Raw genomic sequence first — 22,200 nt, forward strand, 5'->3', positions numbered from 1 at the left:
TTACTCCAATACCAAAAATGTGGGGTCAATACTGGTTTCCAGTACCTGTTGTATGTAGTCCCGGCTCAGGGCAAAGTTGCCGTGGGCTGCTCCCAGTTCATCGGTGTAATCCCGGAAAAGATACACCCGGATGTCCGCATATCCGTTTTCATACTGGGTCACGGTGGGAATCAGCTGCGGTTCCTTTACCACCGTGGTACTGCTGCCGTCGGGCTGGATGGTCTTTTCAAAGCTGACACTCAGGATGGCACCAATCATGTTGTCGGGGGAGGATTGGGCACTGATGAAATTTCCCAAAGAAAAGGCCACGAACACCGGGCGGCCATCTGCGGCAGTCAGCCATTCAGCGGTCTGGGTGACATGGGGGTGTGTGCCGATAATCAGGTCCGCTCCCTGGTCGGCCAGCCATTGGGCTTTCTGGCGCTGAGCTTCGGTAACATCGTGACTTCCCTCCACACCCCAGTGACAGCTGACTACCAGTACATCGCAGTTGGGGCGCATTTCAGCCATCTGGGCGGAGATGGTGTCGGTATCATCCAGGTATACAACCCCGTGTTCGGCATCCGAAGGGGTAGGAATGCCGTTGGTGTACTCAGTGTAGGAAAGATACCCTATGGTGATCCCGTTGACCGTCTGGTAGCTGAGCCCATCCGATTGGGCTTCAGCTTCTTCGGTCAGAGGATAGACCCCGGCGGTCACCACATCGTCGGGCATGGAAGCCCAGTGCGCCATGGAGGATTCGATCCCCTGGGCCCCCTTGTCATAACTGTGGTTGTTGGAGGTGCTGAACACCCGGAACCCGATGTCATACAAAGCATCCGTGATGCCGATGGGGGTGGAGAACAGGGGATAGCCGGAAGGATCAAAGGCATCGTTAACCAAGGTCTCCTGGTTGAGCCAGTTTACATCGTATCCGGCATAAAAGTCCCGCAGATTCTCATAGGCAAAGGTGAAATCATACCCGTCCCTGCCTTGCTCCTGGGCACGGCGTCGGGCCTGATTGTACAGTCCCTCGTGGATCAGGTTGTCGCCGCTGGCGGAAAAGCGCACTGTGTTCACTGTAGGGGTGGGTTCCGGTGTGGGCTCCGGCGTAGGAGAGGGCGTGCTCTGCGCGGCAGCCGCCAGGGAAGCAGAGGCTTCCTCGGTCTTGTCTGCTCCGCAGCCTGTCAGAGATACAATCATCACCGCTGCCAGCAGTCCGGCAGCCAGAGACGTTTTCTTTATACGCATGACAGTTTTCCTTGCAGCATGTCGCTCATGGTGTAGTATCCGGGGGCCCGATCGTTCAGGAACAAAGCAGCCTGGATGGCGCCGTCCGCAAACACACCGCGGCTCTGGGCTACGTGACTCAGGGTCACCACTTCCTCGGCACCGCAGAACAGCACGTCGTGGTCGCCTACGATACCGCCGCCGCGTACCGAGCTGATGCCCAGTTCCTGAACACCGCGCTTCTGGCGCACCTGGTGGCGGTCATACACATATTCGTACTTACCGCCGGCCTGGGCGTTGATGGCGTCCGCAATCATCAGGGCAGTGCCGCTGGGAGCATCCAGTTTGTTGTGGTGATGCTTTTCCACAATCTCAATGTCAAATTCGCCATCAAACAGGGTGACCGCCCGCTTGCACAGTTCAATGAGCACATTGATGCCCACCGACATGTTGGCACTGCGGAAGACCGCCACCTTTTCGCTGGCTGCTTCCAGTCGGGCCTCCTGCTCCTTGCTCAAACCGGTGGAGCAGATGACGCAGGGAATCCCATGCTCGGCACCGTACTCGGCGGCGGACACCGCTCCAGCGGGGGAGGTAAAGTCGATGAGAACGCCCTTGACGTCGGCGGGCAGATCGTTCACCGAAGCGTATACGGGAATCCCGTTCACATCTCCGGCCTTCTGGTCCACACCGGCCACCACGCGGCAGTCGTCACGGGCGGCAATTTTTTCCAGCAGGGCGTGGCCCATGCGGCCGCCGATGCCCTGAATGATCAGATCAGTCATTGTACAATCCACTTCCTTTATTAAATTGCAGAAAAAGACACACAGGGCCCGCGGCGGCCCGCCTGCACGGCGGAACACAGCGGGCCCTGTGGCTCAGATTCAGTCTTTCAGAAGACCATATTGTTTCATGGCAACTTCCAGGCGCTGCTGCACGGCCTCATCGGGCTGGCACAAAGGCAGGCGCAGAGGACCGGCGGCCCATCCCAGACGGTTCATAGCCCACTTGACCGGGATAGGGTTCACATCGGCAAACAGGGCATGGCACAGGTCCAGAGCCTCCAGCTGCAGGCGAAGGCTTTCGGCGGGCTTGCCGTCAAACCAGGCCTGACAGATGTCGTGTGCCTGACGAGGCGCCACGTTGGACAGCACGCTGATCACGCCCTTGCCGCCCAAAGAAAGAATGGGCACAATCTGGTCATCGTTGCCGGAATAGATGTTCAGCTCATCCCCGCACAAAGCGGCCACTTCCGCCACTTGGGAGATGTTGCCGCTGGCTTCCTTCACGGCATTGATGTTGGGTACCTTGGCCAGCTTAGCCAGGGTAGCAGGCTGGATGTTGCACCCGGTACGGGAAGGCACATTGTACAGGATGCAGGGCAGGGAGACCGAGTTGGCGATGGCGGTGAAATGCGCCACCAGACCGGCCTGACTGGCCTTGTTGTAGTAGGGGGTGACCAGCAGCAGGGCATCCACACCGGCCTTTTCCGCCTCGTGGGACAGGTTGATGGCGTAATCAGTGTGGTTGGAGCCGGTGCCTGCCACCACCGGAACACGGTGGGCGGTACGCTCCACCGCATAGCGGATGCAGGCCACGTGTTCCTCGTGGGTCAGGGTGGCGGATTCACCGGTGGTACCGCAGATGATAATAGCGTCGGTACCGTTCTCAATCTGGTTATCGATGATGCGGCCCAGCTCTTCAAAGTTGACTGTGCCGTCCTGGTTCATGGGGGTGATGATAGCCACACCGGCACCGGTAAAGACAGGCTTCTTCATAGGGGGTTCTCCTTCTTGATCACAAAAGGCAAGGGCAGGGCATCAGTCCAGGTAGCCCTTGGCGGCCAGCAGTTCGGCCAGCAGCACAGCGCCGCCCGCCGCACCGCGCAGGGTGTTGTGGGAAAGGCAGACAAACTTGTAGTCGTACTGGGTGTCCTCCCGCAGGCGGCCGATGCTCACAGCCATGCCGTTTTCCAGCATACGGTCCAGCTTGGGCTGGGGGCGGTCGTTCTGTTCGAAGTAATGCAGGAACTGTTTGGGGGCACTGGGCAGGTTCAGGTCCTGCGCAGCACCGTGGAACCCGGCCCAGGCGGACAGGATCTCCTCCTTGGAGGGCTTGTGCTCGAAGCTCACGAAAACTGCACCCACATGGCCGTCGGAAACCGGCACCCGCAGGCACTGGGCGGTAAAGGAGGGACCATCGGCGGACACGATGCGGTCGCCTTCAATGTGGCCCCACAGCTTCAGGGGTTCCTGCTCGCTCTTTTCTTCCTCGCCGCCGATGTAGGGGATGACGTTATCCAGAATATCCGGGAAGGTCTCAAACGTCTTGCCAGCACCGGAAATGGCCTGATAAGTGCAGACCAGGCACTTGGTGATGCCGTACCCGCGCAGAGGATGCAGAGCGGGCACATAGCTCTGCAGGCTGCAGTTGGACTTTACCGCGATGAAGCCGCGCTTGGTGCCCAGGCGCTTGCGCTGGGCGGGGATGATCTCGATATGCTCGGCGTTGATCTCGGGCACTACCATGGGCACGTCGGGGGTGAAGCGGTGGGCGCTGTTGTTGGAGACCACCGGGCACTCGGCCTTGGCGTAGGCTTCTTCCAGCGCTTTGATCTCATCCTTCTTCATGTTCACGGCGCAGAAGACGAAGTCTACCTTGGCCGCCACAGCCTGCACATCGGAAGCATCCATCACGACCATATCCTTGACGCTGTCCGGCATGGGAGTCTGCATGGCCCAGCGGCTGCCCACTGCCTGCTCATAGGTCTTTCCGGCCGAACGGGCGGAAGCCGCCAGCGCGGTGATGTGGAACCAGGGGTGTTGTGCCAGCAGGGTCACGAACCGCTGGCCCACCATGCCGGTGGCACCTACAACGCCAACTTTGTACTGTTTCATCTTGAAAAACCTTCCTTTCGTGCTGTGCCCCGCATACAGTCCATTGTATGCGGTACATCCGGCAGAGGTTCTCTCCGCCTTGGTTTGTCTGCGGCTTCCCGATTACCCGTGGGCAATAAAAAAACCGGCTTGAAAACCGGCACAAAATGCAATATAATGTTACATTGCATACAACACAGCGCAACATACCTTTCGGCATGACAGTTCCGTCCCTGTTCGGCGGCGGACCCAGGCCGATGCGTGCCGTGCATCGCCTTCGGCGGGAAACCCTTTCTCCGCGGCCGCTGCCTGGCTGGCCGAAAACCTGCGGATACTGATGTTGCCCGCGCCTCTGTGTTTCCGGCGGTGGATGTATGCCCGCCGCCATGTGTTCATAATAGCATTGCCGCCCCTGATTGTCAACGTAAAAAGGATGCAAAACTATGCTGAAAAAAGACTTTTGGTATGATCTTCCCAAAGAGCTGATTGCCCAGGAACCCGCCGACCCGCGGGACAGTGCCCGCCTGATGGTTTTGAACCGTGCAGACGATTCCATCAAGCATGAGATCTTTCATGACCTGCCTGCTCACCTGAACGCAGGGGATGTGCTGGTCATCAACAATTCCAAGGTGCTGCCCGCCCGCCTCATCGGCGATAAGGTGCCCACTGGTGCCGTGTGCGAAGTGCTGCTGCTGCGTCAGGCCAAAGGGGACACCTGGGAATGTCTGGCCCGACCGGGCCGCCGGATGCAGGCCGGAACGAAACTGAAATTCGGTGATGGAAGCCTGACCGCTGTGGTGGACGAGACCCTGCCCGACGGCAACAAGCTGGTCACCTTCACTTATGATACCCAGACCTTGTACGAAAAACTGGACGAGTTCGGCAAAATGCCCCTGCCGCCTTATATTACCAAACAGCTGGAGGACCAGAGCCAGTATCAGACCGTGTATGCCAAGGAACTGGGCAGCGCCGCCGCCCCCACCGCCGGACTGCATTTCACCCCGGAACTGCTCAAGACCATCGAAAACAAGGGCGTCAAGATCGTGGAAGTGACCCTGCATGTGGGTCTGGGGACTTTCCGCCCGGTGAACGAGGAATCCATCGAGGACCACCATATGCACACCGAATGGTACTGCGTGGATGAGGCTGCTGCGGCTGCCATCAATGAGGCCCGGGCCAACGGCCATCGGGTGGTGGCGGTGGGCACCACCAGCTGCCGTACCCTGGAAGCAGTCTGGGCCCGGTACGGCAAGATCGTGCCCTGCAGCGGCAGCACTGATATCTTCCTGTATCCCGGGGTGGAGCTGCACGCCATCGACGCCCTGGTGACCAACTTCCATCTGCCGGAAAGCACCCTGATCATGCTCATTGCCGCCTTCTACGGCTATGACAAGACCATGGCTGCCTACAAGGTCGCTGTGCAGGAAAAGTACCGCTTCTTCTCTTTCGGCGATGCCATGCTGATTGAGTGATACAAAAAAATATTGTATGTCCGGCCTTTTCTGCGGATTCCTTCGCCAGAAAGGGCCGGATCTTTCGTCTTGCAGCCGCACGCTTGACAGAAGGACCGGAATCGCGCATTATATACCAAAAGAAAGCCGCGGCCGCTTGCTGCGGCAGAATTGAGGCGTAACAGATGGAAATACGTACAGCCACTATACAGGACCTGGATGCAATCTCTGCGCTGGAAGCCGCTTGTTTTCCCCCGGCTGAAGCCGCCACAAGGCAATCGCTGGAAGCGCGCCTGCGTGTTTTTGCATCCCATTTTCTGCTTCTGACCGATGGCGAGTCGCTGGTCGGGTTTATCAACGGTATGGTCACTGACCTGCCGGATCTGGAGGACCGGATGTACGAGCAGGCGGACCTGCATAATGAGCAGGGAGCGTGGCAGATGATTTTCGGACTGGATGTGCGCGAGCAGGACCGCTGCCGCGGGTATGGGGCACAATTGGTGAAAGCCATGACTGAGCATGCACGCAGCCAGGGCCGGCGAGGCCTGGTGCTGACCTGTAAGGAACATCGCCTGCATTATTACGGAAACCTGGGATTCGCCGATGAAGGATTCTGCGGTTCGCTACATGGTGGAGTCCGTTGGCATCAGATGCGCCTTACTTTCTGAGAGGAGATACCGAGATGAAACTGATGATTGCGTCCGACATCCATGGCTCCGCGCTGTACTGCCGTCAGCTCCTGGAGGCAATGGACCGGGAACAACCGGATCGTCTGCTGCTGTTGGGGGATATCCTCTATCATGGACCGCGCAACGATCTGCCACAAGGCTATGATCCCAAAGCTGTGGCAGCGATGCTCAATGCCCGTAAACAGGACCTGGTCTGTGTCCGGGGAAACTGCGATACCGAAGTGGACCAGATGGTGCTGGAATTTCCTGTTATGGCGGATTATTGTCTGCTGATGACAGAAGAACGGATGATCTTTGCCACGCACGGCCACCACTACCATCTGGGACAGCTGCCTGCCCTGCATCCGGGTGACATTCTGCTGCACGGGCATACCCATGTCCCGGCTTGGCATGTTTTCGGACAGGACAACCGGTACTTCAATCCGGGGTCCGTCTCTATTCCCAAGGAAAACTCCGCCCGGAGCTATATGGTGTTGGAAGGAAACTGTGCTGTCTGGAAAGATCTGGCAGGCAATCTTTTTCACTCCGAAAACCTGTAAAATTGCATTTTGGAAACAGAGATGCCGATCAGCCTTTTTTGACCGCGATGGTGTGTCTCCACCGCAGCTGAACGTTTTCGCAGCTGATAAAAATAGTAAATTGCCAGCCGGCACAAGTTCTCCGTAAGAGGAACCTGGCCGGCTTTGTTTTTTGCGGAATGTTCTTGCAAATGCTTGAACGAAGGGACGGTTTGGTCGTATAATAAATTGATTATCAACGTGGGTTTCCGGGCAGGGAGGTGGCCGCTTGGCAAAAAAGATATGGCAGGGGTTGCTTTGCCTGTGCATGGTGTTTTTGCTGGCGGCCTGCGCCGGACAGGACAATCAACAGCAGGTGCCGGACACTACCGGCGGCGGATACATGGCCCCACCCATGCAGACCAGCGTTTTTGATGCCCAGGCAGCCGGAGGGGAAAACGGGGTGCAGATAGACACTTCCCATGTGAGCCAAGGATATGTGGCTGCCCGCGGTACCGGTGACAAGCGCCTGAAATTTCAGGTTCTGTTCGGTGAAGTAAAATACAACTACGATCTTCCCAACGACGGTACGCCGCAGTGTTACGTCCTGCAAAGCGGCAGCGGGGAATACACCTTCCGGGTGATGCAGAACACCACAGAAGACAAGTATGCAGAAATCTATTCCGCTACTGTTTCTGTACAGCTGGAAAATGAACTTGTTCCGTTTCTGCGGCCCAATCAGATGGTAAACTATACAGCGGATTCCGATTGTGTGGCGAAAGCTGCGGAACTGGCGGCCCAGGCCGGTACAGAAGCCGGTGTTGTGGCCAATATCTATTCGTATATTCAAAACAACATTGATTACGATACCCAAAAGGCGGAGACGGTGCAGGCCGGCTATCTGCCGGATCCGGACGAAACGCTCCATTCCGGCAAAGGCATTTGCTATGATTACGCCAGTCTGGCGGCGGCCATGCTGCGCAGCCAGGGAATTCCCACAAAATTGATAACCGGTTATGTGCAGCCGGGAGAACTCTACCATGCGTGGAACATGATCTGGCTGGAGGAGACCGGTTGGATCACCGTCAAGATCGAAGCACCGGCTCACAGCTGGGAGCGCATCGACTTGACCTTTGCGGCGGGCGCGTCGGCGGCATATACCGGCGATGGCACCGGCTATACCGATCGTTTGACCTACTGATGAGGGGGTACAAGGATGGCAAACAAACAACTGGAGAGTCTGGCTGTCAGCGTTTTCTGCGAAAATATGGCCATGATGCTGGGTGCCGGTATCGGAGCAGAAGAGGCGGCCGGCCTTTTGAGCGAGGACAGCACACAGGGCGGATTTCATGATGCAGCTAAATCTATTCAGAGATTCCTGCTGCTTCAGGGGGGCACGTTGTCCGAGGCAATCCAACAGAGCGGCTTTTTCCCTGGGCATGTATCGGACATGGTCCGGGTGGGGGAAAGTACCGGCCGGATTGAGCAGACACTGCGCAGTTTGTCAGCTTATTATGGCAGCCGCAGCCGGCTGGAGACAAAACTGAAAAGTGCAGTGCTGTACCCACTGGTTCTGCTGGTACTGATGTCCGCTATCCTGGGAGTGCTGCTGGCCAAAGTGCTGCCGGTATTTTCAGGCGTGTACATAAGTCTGGCAGGAGATCTGACCACCTCCTCCTATGCGTATATCCGTGTGGCGTATATCATTGGTACGCTGGCGCTTGTTGTCACGGCATTGGCGGCGATCCTGCTTATTGCCGCAGTGGCGGCTTCACGGTCTCCTCGGGGTCTGGCCGTACTCAAGAGACTGGCGGAACATCTGCCGGTGCTGTCTGGTATTGCACAACAACTTTCCCTGGCCAATTTTACCGAGGTCCTTTTGCTTTATGTGGCCAGTGGTGTGGATGTGGATGCTGCCATGGAGTCGGCCGGTAAAATGGTGGAAAATGAAGAGGTGGCCCGAAGGGTGGAAGCCTGCCGTACGCAGATGAAGGAAAAAGGCGTGGGGCTTGCCACAGCAGCGTATGAGCAGAAACTCTTTGAACCTCTTTATGGTCGTATGCTGATTTCCGGAGCACGAAGCGGCTCCATGGAACCGGTCCTGCAGCGTTTGGCGGAACTGTTTTCACAGGATGCACAGTCCCGCATCGACAGCGCCGTGGACAGAGTGGAACCGATGCTGTCGGCTTTTCTTACGGTCGCAGTTGGGGTCGCCCTCATTTCCACCATGCTGCCGCTGATCGGGATCCTGGGATCTATCGGATAAGGAGGCAGCTATGTTTCATGATCGTCCGGAAAGAAGTTTTGGTCGCCGTATTCTCAACGTATTCGTGTCGGTGGCACTTCTCATTCTTGCCCTGTGCGGGACTGTCTGGTTGTACGATCTGATCGATAAAGATATGGAAGAGCAGGCTGCCGCAGCTCTGCGACAGACGGTACTGGATGCCGCGGTACAATGCTATGCGGTGGAAGGCAAATATCCGGAAAGTCTGGATGTTCTGGAACAGGAGTACGGGGTACAGATCAACCACGCCCGCTTTATTGTAGCGTACGATGTGTTTGCATCCAACCAGCTGCCGGATATCACGGTTCTGGAAAAGGAATGACCCTGCTGTACAGGGATGTTTGAAGAAAGGGGCACAGCAGCATGCACGATCAGAAAAAACGGCGTCCAAATTCGGCGCCATTCTCTCTGGCTCTGTTTGTTCTGATACTGGGCTGTGTGTTGGTGCTGGCCGTATTTGGCGCCCGGGTCTATAGGGCTCTTACGGAAAGCCAGACTCGAAATCAAGCGGTTCGCGCCAGTCTGAGTTATGTGGCTGCACGGCTGCGGGCTGCCGATGAGTTTCAGGCTGTTTCTGTGGCGGAGGGACCTCAAGGGGATGCCCTGATCCTGTCGGATACGGGAGCAGATACCGGATATGAGACCCGCATTTATCTTTACGAGGGGCAGCTGGTGGAGGAATACGCCGCAGAGGGGACGCCCTATTCCCCCGAAAATGCGCAGGCAGTGGCAAAAACACAGACGTTTGCGGCGAGACGGAGAGGCCAACAGATTGAAGTTACAACCGATCAGGGGACCATTCGGGTGTTTCTGCACACGGAGGAGAGCAATTCATGAACCGGCATAGAAATCTTTCCTTTTATATCGAAAGCCTGCTCCTGTTGCTTTTCCTGCTGGCAGCGCTGGTCGTGCTTATCCGGGTATTTGGAGCAGCCCAGTATCTTGGAGAGCGCGCCCGGGGAAAAACCGATGCAGCTTTGATCCTTCAGACAGTGTCTGCTGACTTTTCGGCACAGGCAGAACCTTATCGGACGGCAACGGAACAGGCAAAAACAGAGGGACAGGCACAACTGGAATTTTGCTGTGATGACCAGGGAAATGAGCAGCCGGATGGCAGGTACTGTGTGGCAATGGAACTGCGTTCAGAAAGCCGGCCGACGGGAAGGATGATCCTTGCGGATATTTGTGTCAAATCGGCATCGGAGCCGGATGAACAGCCGCTGGGCGAGGTGACAACTTCGTTGTATTGCCCGGAACTGACATCCGATAAGGAGGCGGGGCAGTCATGAATGAGAAAGGCACGGAGTTTACCCATCGCCCTGTGCGGACCGGGACGCTGACCTTGCTGATAACGGCGGTTCTCATCTGTCTGGCGGTTCTGGCAGTTTTGGCACTGGCAACAGCACAGGCGGACCTTGCCATGGCCGATAGAGCACTGTCCGGCCTGCAGAGTCAGGCACAGATGGAAAGCGCAGGGCAGGAGGCCCTGGCTGCGATGGATGCGTACCTGAAAGGAAAGCAGGAAGCCCCGGCGGAAACGGTCTTTCAGGAAGATGGTACCCTGGAAACGGTGGTGACGTTGGAGGACAGCACTCTGCAGATTGTTGCAGAGCCGAAAGTTCCCCAGCCGGATTCCCCGGCAGCCTATCGGATTTTGGCTTGGCGTCTGTCTGCCGACTGGGAGCCGGATCAGACGTTGGATCTCTGGAAGGGTATGTGAAAGGAACGATACCATGAATCAGATTCTGGATGTTTTGAAGCAGGCGTTGGATGTAGGCGCTTCGGATATTTTTGTGATTGCCGGCCTTCCGCTGACATACAAGGTCAACGGAAGACAACAGCGTGTGGGTGAACGTTTGATGCCCGAGGGAACCCGTGAATTCGTGGAAGGAATTTATTCCCTCTGCGGTCGCAATCCTGCCCGGATGGAAATTCCGGATGCAGATGATGACTTTTCCTTTGCTATCCCGCATATGGGGCGTTTTCGCGCTAATGTGCTCCACCAGCGCGGTACGCTGGCCATGGTCCTGCGTGTGATTCAGTTTGGCCTGCCGGATCCGAACGCTCTGGGCATTCCGTCTCAGGTCATGCAGGCGGCGGCAAAACTCAAGGGGATGGTACTGGTCACCGGACCGGCGGGCAGCGGAAAATCCACAACGCTTGCCTGTCTGATTGATTCCATCAATCATCATCGGGAATCTCACATTATCACTATGGAAGATCCGATCGAATATATCCATCGTCATGACCGCAGCATTGTTACCCAGCGCGAAATCGGGAGCGATGCCCCCAGTTATGTCAGTGCCCTGCGCAGCGCGCTGCGGGAAAGCCCGGATGTGATTTTGCTGGGGGAAATGCGCGACCTGGAAACCATCGAAGTGGCCATGACCGCCGCCGAAACCGGCCAGCTCCTTTTCTCCACGCTGCACACTACCGGGGCCGCTAATACCATCGACCGAATTATCGATGTGTTCCCGGCCAGCCAGCAGGCCCAGGTGCGAATTCAGCTTTCCATGGTGCTGCAGACGGTCATCAGCCAGCAGCTGATCCCTACCACTGACGGAGGTCAGACAGCGGTATTTGAAGTGATGAACAACAATGCTGCAATCAAGAACCTGATCCGGGAGGCAAAAACCCATCAGATCGACGCTGCCATTCAGGCAGGGGCATCGGAAGGCATGTGTACGATGGATGACAGCCTGTGCCGGCTCTATGCGCAAAAACGCATTACCCGCGATACGGCACTGACCTATTGCCTGCGGTATGAGACAATGGTGCGCAAGCTGAATGCTATCGAAAGTTTGTGAACGGAATTGAGCGGAGTGTGGATGAAAAAAGAATATATGCAGCGTGTCCGTGAGAGCTGGCTGCGCGTGCGGACCAGTACGCTGCTGCTGGCCAAATGGTTGGTGCTGGCGGCGGTGGTCGGGGTCTTGTGCGGGGGAATCGGCGCCGCATTTTACCATGCCATTGTTACGGTTACATCTCTGCGTGCCCGATACCCCTGGCTTTTGTTTACCCTGCCTGTGGTGGGGCTCATGATCGTAGCCATTTATAAGGTTACCGGTACGGAAGGGCAGGGGACCGATGCTGTTATTGATGCAGTGCAGGACGGAAAACCGTTGCAGGTACTTTTGCTGCCGGCTATTTTTGTGGCAACTGTGTTGACCCATATGGCGGGCGGCAGTGCGGGACGTGAGGGGGCTGCCCTTCAGATGGGGGGAGATATCGGCTGGCATGCCGGCAAGCTTCTGCATCTGTCGGATCACGATTGCCGTGTGGCGACCATATGCGGTATGGCGGCCTTTTTTACCGCACTGTTTGGCACGCCGCTGGCGGCTACCATGTTTGCCATGATGGTCATCAATGTAGGACTGGTGTTCTACGCGGCTTTTATCCCGGCCTATGCTGCTTCTCTTGTGGCGTATGGGCTCTGCACGGTGCTGCAGGTTACGCCGGTTCGGTTTACAATCACAGCACCGGACACTGCGCCTTTGCCTCTTGTACAAACTGCCGGATTTGGTTTGGCCTGTGCCGCTGTTACGATGTTCTTCTGTGCTTTTCTGCGCTTTATGGGGCGTCGCATGCAGCGTTGGTTTCCAAGCCCTTGGAGGCGGATTCTGGTGGGAGGCGTGATTGTGGTAGCGGCTACATTGCTGTGCGGTTCTATGAGGTATAACGGGGCTGGTACAGAGGTGATTCAGCAGGCTATCGAACAAGGACAAGCTCTGCCGCAGGATTTCCTGCTGAAGATTCTTTTTACGGCTGTAACGCTGGCGGCCGGATATAAGGGCGGGGAAGTGGTTCCCAGCTTTTTTATCGGTGCAACTTTCGGATGTGTGGCGGCCCCGCTGTTTGGGCTGCCTGCCGGGTTTGGCGCAGCGTTGGGAATGGTGGCGGTGTTCTGCGGTGCAACCAATTGTCTGTTCTCTTCTTTGGCTTTGGCTGTCGAGGTGTTTGATGCCCAGGGGCTGCTGTTCTTTGGTGTTGTATGCGGCATTTGTCATGCGCTTACCGGTTACACCGGATTGTATAGCCATCAAGGATTTGTGACAGCAAAAATGGAATCCGAATACCACACCGAACAGAAAGGGCATTATTGAGTTCCGGCGTAATATGCGGGAATGTCTCCGTTGAGCAGCATGCTGACAATGGGAATCTGATCGCTTACCTGTGCAGTGGCGGTGTTGCCGTCCAGCACCATGCTGATGGTTACCTGCAAGTCAAGAGTGATGGAGTATTGTGTTCGGTTGATCGAAAGGGAGTGCAGCTCTTCCCGCAAAGTGCCTTCCACATAGGCGTCTGGCAGCAATGTGAGCTTCCAGGAGGGACCAAGTCCTCCGAATGCGGTAATGCCGGTGAGGCTTCCGTAAGGAATCTCCAGATCGGTTTCCTGCAGAACAGACAATGCAGTTTCAACCGCCTGGATCAGGGCGGAACGGGCCTGATTCAATGAAGCGGTATTGGCGTGAACCGCGATCAGTTCTCCCTCGGCTGTATAATCCATGTTGTACAGCGTTTCGTATCGTTCGGGGTGCGTTTCCATTTCTTCGTTGACAGCGCGGTTCATGGCCTGCACCACGATGGCTCGACATTCGTATTCTGCCAATTCTTCCAGAGTGGGCTTAAAAGATGTTTGCACGATATAGAGATAAGTACCCACACATAGTGCGGCAGTTAAAAAGCCTGAGATCATGCATCTCCGAAGGGGACGCGGTTTCCTTTGGCATCTGCGGCGCAAAAGGCATACCTCCTTTGCTGAAGCGGTGATTCCCGCCATTTTATGCCGCATACGAAAAAAATGCTATTTTTTTGCTGCAAGGTGTTGACAAACAGAGCTTCCCCTGCTATAATTACTTTCGTTGCCTGACGGCAACAAAAAAGCTTGGGGGTATAGCTCAGCTGGGAGAGCGCTTGAATGGCATTCAAGAGGTCAGCGGTTCGATCCCGCTTATCTCCACCAAAAGCACCAACCGAAAGGTTGGTGCTTTTTTCTGTGTTATTATGTAAATTCTAGGGCGGCTCTGTACATTGGAGCCGCCCTAGAATCTTATTCGCAGATTCTTCTTTCTGGTTCGATGCAACGGATATCCTTAAAGCCTTGTTATGCTCTATGCTCCTGAACCCATGCAAGAATCTCTTCATAATCCATAGAACCATCTGCGATGCCAAAGCCCAAAGAGATCAGATCATCATCAGAATACTCCATCGTTACGCCATTTACGTCCAAAAAAATCAGCATCGAGTAAGTACCGATTCGTTTGTTTCCATCCAGGAAGGCGTGATTCTTGGCAAGTGTATATCCCAGTTTAGCGGCTTTCTGTTCCAAATGAGGGTAGAGTTCCTGTCCATCAAAAGTAGCAAATGGGCCTTGAACAGCAGAGTCAAGCAAGCCCTCGTCGCGTAAGCCGTCCAGACCTCCGGTTTCCTGTATGAGAAAGCGATGGAGCTGAAGTATTTTTTGTGTAGACAATCTAATCATTTTGCCAACTCCTCAAAAGCAGCGCGATGCTTTTTGAAAATACGGGTTGCAGAAATGCCAATTAGTTCATCCTCGGACAACAGAAGCCTGGGATCAGTCTCAATATCCAGTAACAGATATTGAGGACGGTTTCCTTTCAAAATTACTGCTTTTCCGCACTGGTCGGCTATTCGCGTCACCCGTGAGAAATTCTGATTGGCTTCGGTCACGGAAATCATCTCTCGGGTGTCAAGAGTCATAGAAATCACCTCCTACAATAAAGTTACGGTTCAAGGCGCGGCAGCCAGCCGCGTCTTTTTCCATCTCAAAGCCGAAGCTGTTAGAATGGGAGAGCAAATTGCCTGACATAGCTCACCTTGGGCCGACACGCCCGTAAATGAGTCCGTCAGCCGCCTCTCTCATTCGCAGCATTCGATTTGCGCAGGTTGTACCACCGATTTGCGGTGCGTTCGCGTCACCCAGGAGATTGAACAGGCGATGAGTAAACGGCGGAAAGCCATATCCAATCAGAAGGAGGAGCAAAATGAACGCAGTAGGGATCGACATTTCCAAAGGGAAAAGCACGGTGGCTGCCCTGCGGCCAATGGGTGAAGTGGCATTTCTGCCACAGGAATTTCTCCATACCGAAGTTGGTTTGGAGCAGATGGCTGGCGCCATCGTCGCATTGGGCGAAGATACCCGCGTCATCATGGAATCCACAGGCCGTTACCACGAACCGGTAGCGGCAGCACTACATGAGTACGGGATCTACGTCTGCGTCCTGAATCCGCTGCTCATCAAGCAGAGCGGCGGCGGCTCCATCCGCAAGGTCAAGACCGACAAGGCTGACGCTCTGAAGATTGCAAAGTATGGCCTTGACAACTGGGTGGATCTGCGGGAATATACTCCCATGGATACGATTAGACAACAACTGAAGCTGTGCAGCCGCCAATACAATCTCTACATGAAAACAGTGGTGTCGCTGCAAAACAATCTCATTTCGCTGACCGACAAGACCTTTCCCGGTGTAAACGAGCTTTTCTCCAGCCCAGAGCGTGCTGACGGCCACCAGAAATGGGTGGATTTTGTCATGACCTTCTGGCATTGCGATTGCATCTGCCGTGCCAGCGAAAAGGCGTTTACAGAACGTTACCAGAAGTGGTGCAAACGCAAGGGATACCATTTCAGTGCAGAGAAGGCGCTGGACATTTACGCCGGAAGCTGTGGCCATTTTACGACACTGCCGAAAAACGAGAACACAAAGCTGCTCATTGTCACGGCTGCTCAACAACTTCTGGCGGGAAAGACCACGCTGGCCACTCTGCGGGCGGAAATGACGCGGCTTGCATCCCAACTTCCAGAATACGAAACCGTGTGCGCCATGTACGGCGTTGGGAAAATAACTGCCGCGCAGCTTATGGCCGAAATTGGAGATGTGCGCCGTTTCCCGCGCCGCAGCTCCATCGTGGGCTTTGCAGGTGTTGATCCCGGCGTGGATGAATCCGGCAAGCACAGCGCAAAGAGCGTTCCCACCACAAAGCGAGGCTCACCACATTTGCGTAAAACACTCTACCAAATCATCTGCACATACCTGAAAAAGTCTCCAGCGGATGAGCCGGTGTACCAGTTCCTTGATAAGAAACGCGCAGAGGGCAAGCCCTACTTTGTCTACATGACTGCCGCTCAGAACAAGTTCCTGCGCATCTACTACGCCCGCGTGAAAGAATGCCTGGAGGCTTTTGATACAGAACCTGCTAAGCAATCGTAATCTTTAACAACCGAATTTCTTTCCGGCTGGCGAGATGCTTTCTCTCCGGTCTGGTTTGTTGTACCTTTTTTAGCCTCGCAAAATTTGCGGGACTTTTTTTATTTCATCTATTGACTTTTGTTTGCAGGACTCATTTACAGGATACCTCAAAATAGGTAAAATTCAACCTACTATATGGAGATTTAATCAGAATTCTAGCGCTATTTATCCTTCCGTGTGTCTGGCTTCACGCAGCAGTGAATCACAAAAGTTCGTTGGGAATCTCACGATCTTTAAAATAGTATTTCTTGTCATGTTCATTCACAGCACGCAGGACCCTGCACGGATTTCCAACGGCCACCACATTATCCGGCAGATCCTTTGTCACAACACTGCCCGCGCCAATCACCACATTGTTGCCAACTGTAACCCCCAGGACCAAAACCGCCCCTGCTCCGATCCAACAGTTTTTGCCGATGTGTACCGGCATATTGTACTGCAGCCCCCGTTGACGGAGCTCCGGCAAAATTGGATGTCCGGCTGTAGCCACTGTAACATTTGGCCCGAACATTGTATAATCTCCCACAAAAATGTGGGCATCATCTACCAAAGTCAAGTTGAAATTGGCATAGACATTTTTGCCGAAGTGGACATGCCGTCCGCCCCAGTTGGCGTAAAAAGGCGGTTCGATGTAGCAGTTCTCGCCTATTTCTGCAAACATCTTTTGCAGAAGGTTCTGGCGCCTTTCTTGCTCGTGCGGGTGGGTTGAATTATATTCGTACAGTAATTCCAGGCAATTCAGCTGTTCTTGAACAATGCCTTCATCGCCAGGATCGTAAATTTCTCCATTATGCATTTTTTCCAGAACGTGTGGGTCGCCCATGAGAATCGGCCTCCTTTTGCATATCAATATAAAAGGAGTGTAGCACATGATTTTTGTAAAATCCAGTCATACTCAATATAAATTCCTTCAGCCGAGAAATTCTAAAAAGAGCTTGGCGATTGCTATACCTCTTTATTTCTTTCCAAGCCCAAGCCAGACATAAAAACAGAGTTCTACCACGAAAGATATCTGCCTGGAATAAAAAAAGACCTGAAACTAAAGTTTCAGGTCTTTTTGGTGGAGATAAGCGGGATCGAACCGCTGACCTCTTGAATGCCATTTTAGCATATGTTTTAGTACGTTCGAATATTTCAAAAAAACAGACAGAATATAGCTATTTTTTGAGTGGATTGTTTCCGTGCTTTCGGCACAAAACAGGCCATTTCATTATGAATTCATTATGCACTTCAGATGGACATATATCTCTCATTTTGGTACCACGCACAGATATGAAATAAGTACAGGAGCCGTCCCAATAAAGCCGATACAATAAGGTTTTCAAGGGATAACTGGCAGAAAACAGGTAGGTGTTTGTGATGTTAGCGATCACCCAAACCGGTAGGTATTTATGAGGGAGCTGGTGAAATTCGGCAAGCTCAAAATGATAGAGAACTTGTAAAAACGGATGGTATAGGATGAGGCACTTGATGGTGCTTTCATTGTACCAGAATAATAACAAGAAATGAAGTGTTTGTCACCAAAAAAGGCAGGTATTTGTGATGGTTTTCTACCTACCATTTTGTACCTGTTTTTCGTGCTTTGTACTAAATTTACCTACCGATTTTGTTTTCCGTAAAAACGAGTGGACAAGCGACACCTCAAGAATCTCCACAAAATTATTTGAATGAAATATCGAGCTGCCATATATCTTAGAAAAACTGCTTAAACTTAAAGAAGAGCCGCGAATCATAAACTTCACGGCTCTATTTTTTTGTTGGGCTCGCTACATTTTTAAGTCTGAAAAAGAGTTCGCCTTTTATCAAGTATTTACAGGATTTTTCCAGCTTTCGTGCGGTAAACTCTCCTGCATAAGGAGGACCTGCTTATGAAACCCAGAGTTACCCATCAATTTTGCAACCACCGTTTCCTTCCCTGGGTTTTTCTGTTGCCCAGTCTGGTCGGAACTTGCCTGTTTTATTTGGTGCCTTTTCTGGAAATCGCAGCTTGGAGTTTTTCCGATACAAGGCGCAGTCGTTTTGTCATGCTGGACAATTACAAAAGCGTTTTCCAAAATTCTGCCTTTCGCTTGGCCGTCAAAAACACCTTGTGCTTTCTGGGGGTTTGTCTGCCTTTGCTGCTGGGAGTAGGTTTGTTGTTAGCCTGGCTTCTTTGGCTTTTGCTGCCGCATAGCCGATATGTGCAGCCACTGCTCCTTCTTCCGCCCGCTTTGCCCGTGGCTGGAATCGCTCTGACCTGGAAAATCTTGTTCGAGGATGGAGGGTTACTGAACAGCTGTCTTGAACAATTCGGGCTGCCGTCCGTTTCCTTTCTAAAAAGCAATGCCGTGTTCGGGGTGTTGGTTGCTACCTTTATCTGGAAGAATCTCGGCTACACGCTGCTCATCTGGATGGCCGGTTTGTGCAGCATCCCCAGGGTTCTGTATGAAGCTGCCGCCATAGACGGAGCCGGGCCGTGGCGGTCCTTTTTGTACATTACATTGCCGGCCCTGCCGTCTTCCTTTGGTTTGGCCTCACTGTTTGGAATCATCGGGTGCTTCCGGGTCTTTCGGGAAGCCTGGCTTCTGGCAGGCAACTATCCGCCAGACAGTATCTACCTGCTCCCGCATCTTTTGAACAACTGGTTTCTGGCCCTGGATATGCAGCGGCTGAGTGCGGCCGTCATGCTGGTGCTTTCTGTTTTTGGCGGCATGATGGTTGCTGTGCGTTCGCTTATGGCTCTGTATCGGCGCCAAGCAGGTTCTGGCGCCTGTAAACCATGAGGCCCCGCATGAATCGGCTGTTATGGTTGTTTCTGTTGGCGGCTCTTTTTTGCGTACTTTGGCCGGCCTGGTTTACGCTGACAGCAGCCTTCCGTTCCTCCGATGAATTGGTATTCCTGTTCGGACCGGCTCTTGGCTTAGGGGGGGAGGGTACCCAAACTTCCACCTGGACTTTGTTGCCCTGTTGGCCCACCTTACAGCCGATTCTTCAGTTGCTGCTGGATAGTCCGGAGTTTTTTGTGATGTTTGGCAACAGCCTGATTCAAACCATTCCCCAGGTCATAGGTTCCTTACTGGTTGCTGCCCCCGCCGCATGGGCTTTGGCCCGGTATTCGTTTCCCGGACGCAGTTTGGTGTGGGGGCTTTATTTCCTTTTAATGGTTCTGCCATTTCAGGTTTCCATGGTCCCCACGTTCCTTGTATTGCGGCGCTTTGGATTGTTGGATACTCATTGGGCCATCATCCTGCCGGGAATGTTTGCAGCCTTCCCGGTATTTTTCTTGTGCAGGGGCTTCCATCGTATCCCCACCGCCTGCCTGGAAGCGGCTCATCTGGATGGTTCCAACGAATGGACCTGTTTTTCACGGATTGGTCTGCCTCTGACTTCACGAACCCTCTTTGCTGTCATGACGTTACAGTTCTGGGAATGCTGGAACAGTATGGAACAGCCGTTGGCTTTTCTACGCAAGGAATCTTTGTGGCCGTTGAGCCTTTACCTTCCCCAGGTCACCACCGAAAACTTCGCCCTTTGCTGCTCTGCCAGCCTGGTGATTCTGCTCCCACCGTTGCTTGTGTTTTGGCTGGGGAGCGGCGCATTGCTCTCCGATATGGAACGAGGTACTTTGAAATGAAACTACGGAAATTGCCAAGGGTGCATCTGCCAGTGCTCAGTCGAGAGACTTCCGCACCACTGCTAGTCACGGCCCGTTTTGCTGCTTTGCTGCTGCTGTTCGCCTTGCTAAGCCGGACTGCCCGCAGCGCCGCCATGCCTACGGTGACCATCGGTATGCCGGGAGGCGGCGAGATTGAACAGACGGCAACCTGCTCCGGCACTATCATGCCGCAAAAGGAAACCCGGATTTTACTGCCGGAAGATGTAACCGTGACCGAAGTGCTGGTGCAAGCCGGACAAGCGGTACAGGCGGGAGATGTGCTGCTTTGCCTTTCCGGGGAGGAACTGCAAAACAAGCTGGATACTTTGGATGCACAGATTGCTCAGCTGCGTGCCCAAAAAAAGCAGCTGACCGTACAGCCGGACTATGCTCCCACCGATCCCATCACTGATGCCCAACTGGCTTTGCAGCGCGCCAAGGAGGACCAGCAGCGTTGTCTGGAGAATCCGGACACTTCCGAAGATGCTCAACTGGCAGCAGACCGTGCGGTACAGGATGCCGAGATGGCCTTACAGCGCGCCCTGGATACATACGCGGAGCAGCAGCGTCAAGCCGATGCATCCAATGCCGTATCATCTGCGGATGCCGCCGTATTACAGCAGCAGATAGAGGCCCTTTTAGAGGAGCAAGAAGAATACGAAGCGTTGCTGGAGACGGACGGCAAGGTGCTTGCCGATACCGCAGGTATCATCACTGCCGTATACGCTGTTGTTGGAAGCAGCTGCGACGGCATTGCCGTCACCCTGGGAGAGACAGGAAGCGGATGGCTGCTGAACCTGGAAATGGAAACGGATGCTTTCCAAGATTTTCCCGGGCAGCCTTCGGAAATCGAGGTTGCCCAGGGGAGCATAAGCGGCAACGGCAGTTTGCAGCATTCCTGGGAATCCGACGGTAAGACAACCCTGTCGATTCTTCTGGATGACAGCAACTGGACTTCCGGCAGTGCCGAAGCGGTGCTGCGTTTTCCATCCCGGCACTACAAAACCTGCTTGCCGGTTTCTGCCCTTCATCAGGACAGCAGCGGTTGGTATGTGTATCTGGTAGAGAGTACTTCCAGCATTTTGGGCGTCGAAAATAAGCTGACCGCCTTACCTGTTACGTTGCTGGAGAGAAACGACACCACCGCTGCCGTGGAAGGAATTTCCCTGCAAGCAAAGGTGGCTATCCGTGGAGACAAGCCGCTGTATGCCGGGGATACGGTAAAGGTGGCGGCATCATGAGTGGGCACAAAGGATTTCGGAGATATGCTGCCTTCCTGGCAGGTTTGGTGGGGCTGTTTTTCTGGTGGCAGAGCCTGATGGCTTTGTCTGCGCTGCAAGGCGCCACCAGGCGGAATGAATTGTATTATACAGAGTCCATACCCAATACCCAGGCAGAGCGTGCCCGGGATTACGCCGGGTCCGAGCAGAACGTTTCCGGCCTGTGGCCGACTTTCTGGTGCCAGAACCTTATCACCTGTGACGGCGCGTTTCATACAGACGATGTGATTTGTATCCAGTACCTGGGAGAAGCCACTGCTCTATGGCCATTTTCTCTGTGCAGCGGAACGTATCCCGCCGGGCCTCGGCAGGCCCTTATCAGCACCGGGCTAGCCCAGAATCTCTGGGGAAGTGATGATGTTATCGGATGTACGCTGCGTTCCGGGCAATCGGATGACGTCGCCAAAGTTTGCGGGGTATTTCAAAGTACGATTCCCATGCTGTGCATCTGGGCAGAGTCCGGCACTGCCTTTGACCATGTCATGGTGTGCGCGTCCGACCGAACCACAGCTCCCGATGATTTTTATACCGCTGCCCGGGAATTTGCTGTACAAAGCGGTCTTGGAGTGCCGCAGGCCATCGGCTGGCACAGTGCGTTGGCTCTGCCCATCCAGTTATTCTGTTGGCTTCCGGTTTTTGCGACGGGACTCTGCCTGTTGCTTATTTTCGGCAAGCGGTTTTCTTTTGCCAGGCACAAAGGCTGCCGCGAAATAGTGGGATGGCTCCTTGCTCTTGTGGCGGCCTTTCTGCTTCCCGCCTTTTTGGAGGCTCTGCCTTCGTGGTTGATACCCGGACAGTGGAGTAACTTTTCATTCTGGCAATCCCTTCTGGAAACGCTGCAATCGCGGTGGCAAGAACAGCTTGCATTTCCCGGCTCGGTGTTTCTGGGATGGCAGAAAGAACTGCTTTGGAAAGGCGTTTCCTGTTCCATCACCGCCAGTGTCTGCCTGTCAATTGGCCTGTGCCTACTTCCAATGGAAGGTCACCAGGAGTCAAGACCCCCGGCTAAGCC

The 22,200-nt window shown here is 54.2% G+C and carries 23 protein-coding genes, 1 tRNA gene and 1 riboswitch; of the genes, 16 read left to right on the forward strand and 8 right to left on the reverse strand.

From position 1 onward, the window contains the following. The 4 genes from AC127K_RS13610 to asd all read right to left on the reverse strand — a co-directional run bounded on the left by AC127K_RS13610 (position 1) and on the right by asd (position 4,106). Entirely contained in the window at positions 1–1,230 is a 1,230-nt protein-coding gene (locus AC127K_RS13610) for a CapA family protein (RefSeq protein WP_483720976.1), read from the reverse strand. Beyond that, positions 1,221–1,994, reverse strand: coding sequence for a 4-hydroxy-tetrahydrodipicolinate reductase (dapB, locus tag AC127K_RS13615; RefSeq protein WP_294541159.1), 774 nt, complete (start codon positions 1,992–1,994; stop codon positions 1,221–1,223). The genes AC127K_RS13610 and dapB overlap by 10 nt, the downstream gene beginning before the upstream one ends. 99 nt (positions 1,995–2,093) lie before the next feature. Beyond that, entirely contained in the window at positions 2,094–2,987 is an 894-nt protein-coding gene (gene dapA / locus AC127K_RS13620; RefSeq protein ID WP_483720977.1) for a 4-hydroxy-tetrahydrodipicolinate synthase, read from the reverse strand. Between the two features lie 42 nt (positions 2,988–3,029). Then, positions 3,030–4,106, reverse strand: coding sequence for an aspartate-semialdehyde dehydrogenase (gene asd, locus AC127K_RS13625; RefSeq protein WP_294541155.1), 1,077 nt, complete (start codon positions 4,104–4,106; stop codon positions 3,030–3,032). Between the two features lie 168 nt (positions 4,107–4,274). Continuing rightward, a riboswitch (Lysine riboswitch) is annotated at positions 4,275–4,448 on the reverse strand. Between the two features lie 80 nt (positions 4,449–4,528). On the opposite strand from asd, the gene queA reads away from it, so the two are divergent. From queA to AC127K_RS13680, 11 genes are all read left to right on the forward strand, one after another. Then, the gene (queA, locus tag AC127K_RS13630; RefSeq protein WP_483720978.1) at positions 4,529–5,557 is read left to right on the forward strand and encodes a tRNA preQ1(34) S-adenosylmethionine ribosyltransferase-isomerase QueA; all 1,029 of its coding nucleotides are present in this window, start codon (positions 4,529–4,531) and stop codon (positions 5,555–5,557) included. A 164-nt stretch (positions 5,558–5,721) separates the two neighbouring features. Then, a complete protein-coding gene (locus AC127K_RS13635) occupies positions 5,722–6,204 on the forward strand; it encodes a GNAT family N-acetyltransferase (RefSeq protein WP_483720979.1) in 483 nt (160 codons plus the stop codon). 14 nt (positions 6,205–6,218) lie between these two features. Further along, the gene (yfcE, locus tag AC127K_RS13640) at positions 6,219–6,764 is read left to right on the forward strand and encodes a phosphodiesterase (protein ID WP_483720980.1); all 546 of its coding nucleotides are present in this window, start codon (positions 6,219–6,221) and stop codon (positions 6,762–6,764) included. A gap of 247 nt (positions 6,765–7,011) precedes the next feature. Then, on the forward strand, positions 7,012–7,923 hold the full coding sequence (locus tag AC127K_RS13645; protein ID WP_483720981.1) for a transglutaminase-like domain-containing protein: 912 nt from the start codon (positions 7,012–7,014) through the stop codon (positions 7,921–7,923). A gap of 15 nt (positions 7,924–7,938) precedes the next feature. After that, positions 7,939–8,988 carry a type II secretion system F family protein gene (locus AC127K_RS13650; protein ID WP_483720982.1) on the forward strand — a complete coding sequence of 350 codons (1,050 nt, stop codon included), beginning with the start codon at positions 7,939–7,941 and terminating at the stop codon, positions 8,986–8,988. A gap of 10 nt (positions 8,989–8,998) precedes the next feature. Next, positions 8,999–9,328, forward strand: a complete 330-nt coding sequence (locus tag AC127K_RS13655) for a hypothetical protein (RefSeq protein WP_483720983.1) — start codon at positions 8,999–9,001, stop codon at positions 9,326–9,328. Positions 9,329–9,369: 41 nt separating this feature from the next. Continuing rightward, positions 9,370–9,843, forward strand: a complete 474-nt coding sequence (locus AC127K_RS13660; protein WP_483720984.1) for a DUF4860 domain-containing protein — start codon at positions 9,370–9,372, stop codon at positions 9,841–9,843. After that, on the forward strand, positions 9,840–10,295 hold the full coding sequence (locus AC127K_RS13665; protein ID WP_483720985.1) for a hypothetical protein: 456 nt from the start codon (positions 9,840–9,842) through the stop codon (positions 10,293–10,295). Before AC127K_RS13660 ends, AC127K_RS13665 begins: the two co-directional genes overlap by 4 nt. After that, positions 10,292–10,726: a hypothetical protein gene (locus tag AC127K_RS13670; RefSeq protein WP_483720986.1), complete on the forward strand. Its 435-nt coding sequence runs from the start codon at positions 10,292–10,294 to the stop codon at positions 10,724–10,726. The genes AC127K_RS13665 and AC127K_RS13670 overlap by 4 nt, the downstream gene beginning before the upstream one ends. A 13-nt stretch (positions 10,727–10,739) precedes the next feature. Then, positions 10,740–11,813 carry a type IV pilus twitching motility protein PilT gene (locus AC127K_RS13675; RefSeq protein ID WP_294542313.1) on the forward strand — a complete coding sequence of 358 codons (1,074 nt, stop codon included), beginning with the start codon at positions 10,740–10,742 and terminating at the stop codon, positions 11,811–11,813. 21 nt (positions 11,814–11,834) lie between these two features. Further along, on the forward strand, positions 11,835–13,109 hold the full coding sequence (locus AC127K_RS13680) for a chloride channel protein (RefSeq protein WP_483720987.1): 1,275 nt from the start codon (positions 11,835–11,837) through the stop codon (positions 13,107–13,109). On the opposite strand, the gene yunB is transcribed toward AC127K_RS13680, so the two are convergent. Continuing rightward, complete coding sequence (gene yunB / locus AC127K_RS13685; RefSeq protein ID WP_483720988.1) at positions 13,103–13,702, reverse strand: sporulation protein YunB; 600 nt, start codon at positions 13,700–13,702, stop codon at positions 13,103–13,105. The two genes, AC127K_RS13680 and yunB, sit on opposite strands and share 7 nt — an antisense overlap. Before the next feature lie 191 nt (positions 13,703–13,893). On the opposite strand from yunB, the gene AC127K_RS13690 reads away from it, so the two are divergent. Continuing rightward, a tRNA-Ala gene (locus tag AC127K_RS13690) sits at positions 13,894–13,969 on the forward strand. A gap of 141 nt (positions 13,970–14,110) precedes the next feature. On the opposite strand, the gene AC127K_RS13695 is transcribed toward AC127K_RS13690, so the two are convergent. Next, entirely contained in the window at positions 14,111–14,488 is a 378-nt protein-coding gene (locus tag AC127K_RS13695) for a type II toxin-antitoxin system death-on-curing family toxin (protein WP_483720989.1), read from the reverse strand. Beyond that, a complete protein-coding gene (locus tag AC127K_RS13700) occupies positions 14,485–14,727 on the reverse strand; it encodes a type II toxin-antitoxin system Phd/YefM family antitoxin (protein ID WP_294542309.1) in 243 nt (80 codons plus the stop codon). The genes AC127K_RS13695 and AC127K_RS13700 overlap by 4 nt, the downstream gene beginning before the upstream one ends. A 284-nt stretch (positions 14,728–15,011) precedes the next feature. Here AC127K_RS13700 and AC127K_RS13705 point away from each other — a divergent pair, with 284 nt between their 5' ends. Continuing rightward, positions 15,012–16,235 carry an IS110 family RNA-guided transposase gene (locus AC127K_RS13705; protein ID WP_087185407.1) on the forward strand — a complete coding sequence of 408 codons (1,224 nt, stop codon included), beginning with the start codon at positions 15,012–15,014 and terminating at the stop codon, positions 16,233–16,235. Positions 16,236–16,476: 241 nt separating this feature from the next. Here AC127K_RS13705 and AC127K_RS13710 read toward each other — a convergent pair whose 3' ends face one another. Next, positions 16,477–17,097: a sugar O-acetyltransferase gene (locus tag AC127K_RS13710; RefSeq protein ID WP_483720990.1), complete on the reverse strand. Its 621-nt coding sequence runs from the start codon at positions 17,095–17,097 to the stop codon at positions 16,477–16,479. Between the two features lie 1,045 nt (positions 17,098–18,142). Between AC127K_RS13710 and AC127K_RS13715 the strand changes: the two genes are divergently transcribed. Genes AC127K_RS13715 through AC127K_RS13725 form a run of 3 tightly spaced genes read left to right on the forward strand, consistent with a single transcriptional unit; the run spans position 18,143 to position 21,149 of the window. Then, positions 18,143–19,036, forward strand: a complete 894-nt coding sequence (locus AC127K_RS13715; protein WP_483720991.1) for a carbohydrate ABC transporter permease — start codon at positions 18,143–18,145, stop codon at positions 19,034–19,036. A gap of 8 nt (positions 19,037–19,044) precedes the next feature. Beyond that, the gene (locus AC127K_RS13720; protein ID WP_483720992.1) at positions 19,045–19,887 is read left to right on the forward strand and encodes a carbohydrate ABC transporter permease; all 843 of its coding nucleotides are present in this window, start codon (positions 19,045–19,047) and stop codon (positions 19,885–19,887) included. Next, positions 19,884–21,149: an efflux RND transporter periplasmic adaptor subunit gene (locus AC127K_RS13725; RefSeq protein ID WP_483720993.1), complete on the forward strand. Its 1,266-nt coding sequence runs from the start codon at positions 19,884–19,886 to the stop codon at positions 21,147–21,149. The genes AC127K_RS13720 and AC127K_RS13725 overlap by 4 nt, the downstream gene beginning before the upstream one ends. Positions 21,150–22,200 lie beyond the last annotated feature (1,051 nt).

It is taken from the genome of Subdoligranulum sp. DSM 23681, assembly GCF_057005535.1.

Excerpts from the sequence above, each read along its gene's own strand:
- dapB (WP_294541159.1), bottom strand. The coding sequence starts at position 1,994 with ATGACTGATCTGATCATTCAGGGCATCGGCGGCCGCATGGGCCACGCC.
- AC127K_RS13635 (WP_483720979.1), top strand. The coding sequence starts at position 5,722 with ATGGAAATACGTACAGCCACTATACAGGACCTGGATGCAATCTCTGCG.
- AC127K_RS13660 (WP_483720984.1), top strand. The coding sequence starts at position 9,370 with ATGCACGATCAGAAAAAACGGCGTCCAAATTCGGCGCCATTCTCTCTG.
- dapA (WP_483720977.1), bottom strand. The coding sequence starts at position 2,987 with ATGAAGAAGCCTGTCTTTACCGGTGCCGGTGTGGCTATCATCACCCCC.
- AC127K_RS13665 (WP_483720985.1), top strand. The coding sequence starts at position 9,840 with ATGAACCGGCATAGAAATCTTTCCTTTTATATCGAAAGCCTGCTCCTG.
- yfcE (WP_483720980.1), top strand. The coding sequence starts at position 6,219 with ATGAAACTGATGATTGCGTCCGACATCCATGGCTCCGCGCTGTACTGC.
- AC127K_RS13720 (WP_483720992.1), top strand. The coding sequence starts at position 19,045 with ATGAATCGGCTGTTATGGTTGTTTCTGTTGGCGGCTCTTTTTTGCGTA.
- AC127K_RS13725 (WP_483720993.1), top strand. The coding sequence starts at position 19,884 with ATGAAACTACGGAAATTGCCAAGGGTGCATCTGCCAGTGCTCAGTCGA.
- AC127K_RS13700 (WP_294542309.1), bottom strand. The coding sequence starts at position 14,727 with ATGACTCTTGACACCCGAGAGATGATTTCCGTGACCGAAGCCAATCAG.
- asd (WP_294541155.1), bottom strand. The coding sequence starts at position 4,106 with ATGAAACAGTACAAAGTTGGCGTTGTAGGTGCCACCGGCATGGTGGGC.
- AC127K_RS13675 (WP_294542313.1), top strand. The coding sequence starts at position 10,740 with ATGAATCAGATTCTGGATGTTTTGAAGCAGGCGTTGGATGTAGGCGCT.
- AC127K_RS13650 (WP_483720982.1), top strand. The coding sequence starts at position 7,939 with ATGGCAAACAAACAACTGGAGAGTCTGGCTGTCAGCGTTTTCTGCGAA.
- AC127K_RS13705 (WP_087185407.1), top strand. The coding sequence starts at position 15,012 with ATGAACGCAGTAGGGATCGACATTTCCAAAGGGAAAAGCACGGTGGCT.
- AC127K_RS13680 (WP_483720987.1), top strand. The coding sequence starts at position 11,835 with ATGAAAAAAGAATATATGCAGCGTGTCCGTGAGAGCTGGCTGCGCGTG.
- AC127K_RS13695 (WP_483720989.1), bottom strand. The coding sequence starts at position 14,488 with ATGATTAGATTGTCTACACAAAAAATACTTCAGCTCCATCGCTTTCTC.
- AC127K_RS13610 (WP_483720976.1), bottom strand. The coding sequence starts at position 1,230 with ATGCGTATAAAGAAAACGTCTCTGGCTGCCGGACTGCTGGCAGCGGTG.
- AC127K_RS13655 (WP_483720983.1), top strand. The coding sequence starts at position 8,999 with ATGTTTCATGATCGTCCGGAAAGAAGTTTTGGTCGCCGTATTCTCAAC.
- AC127K_RS13710 (WP_483720990.1), bottom strand. The coding sequence starts at position 17,097 with ATGGGCGACCCACACGTTCTGGAAAAAATGCATAATGGAGAAATTTAC.
- yunB (WP_483720988.1), bottom strand. The coding sequence starts at position 13,702 with ATGATCTCAGGCTTTTTAACTGCCGCACTATGTGTGGGTACTTATCTC.
- queA (WP_483720978.1), top strand. The coding sequence starts at position 4,529 with ATGCTGAAAAAAGACTTTTGGTATGATCTTCCCAAAGAGCTGATTGCC.
- AC127K_RS13715 (WP_483720991.1), top strand. The coding sequence starts at position 18,143 with ATGAAACCCAGAGTTACCCATCAATTTTGCAACCACCGTTTCCTTCCC.
- AC127K_RS13670 (WP_483720986.1), top strand. The coding sequence starts at position 10,292 with ATGAATGAGAAAGGCACGGAGTTTACCCATCGCCCTGTGCGGACCGGG.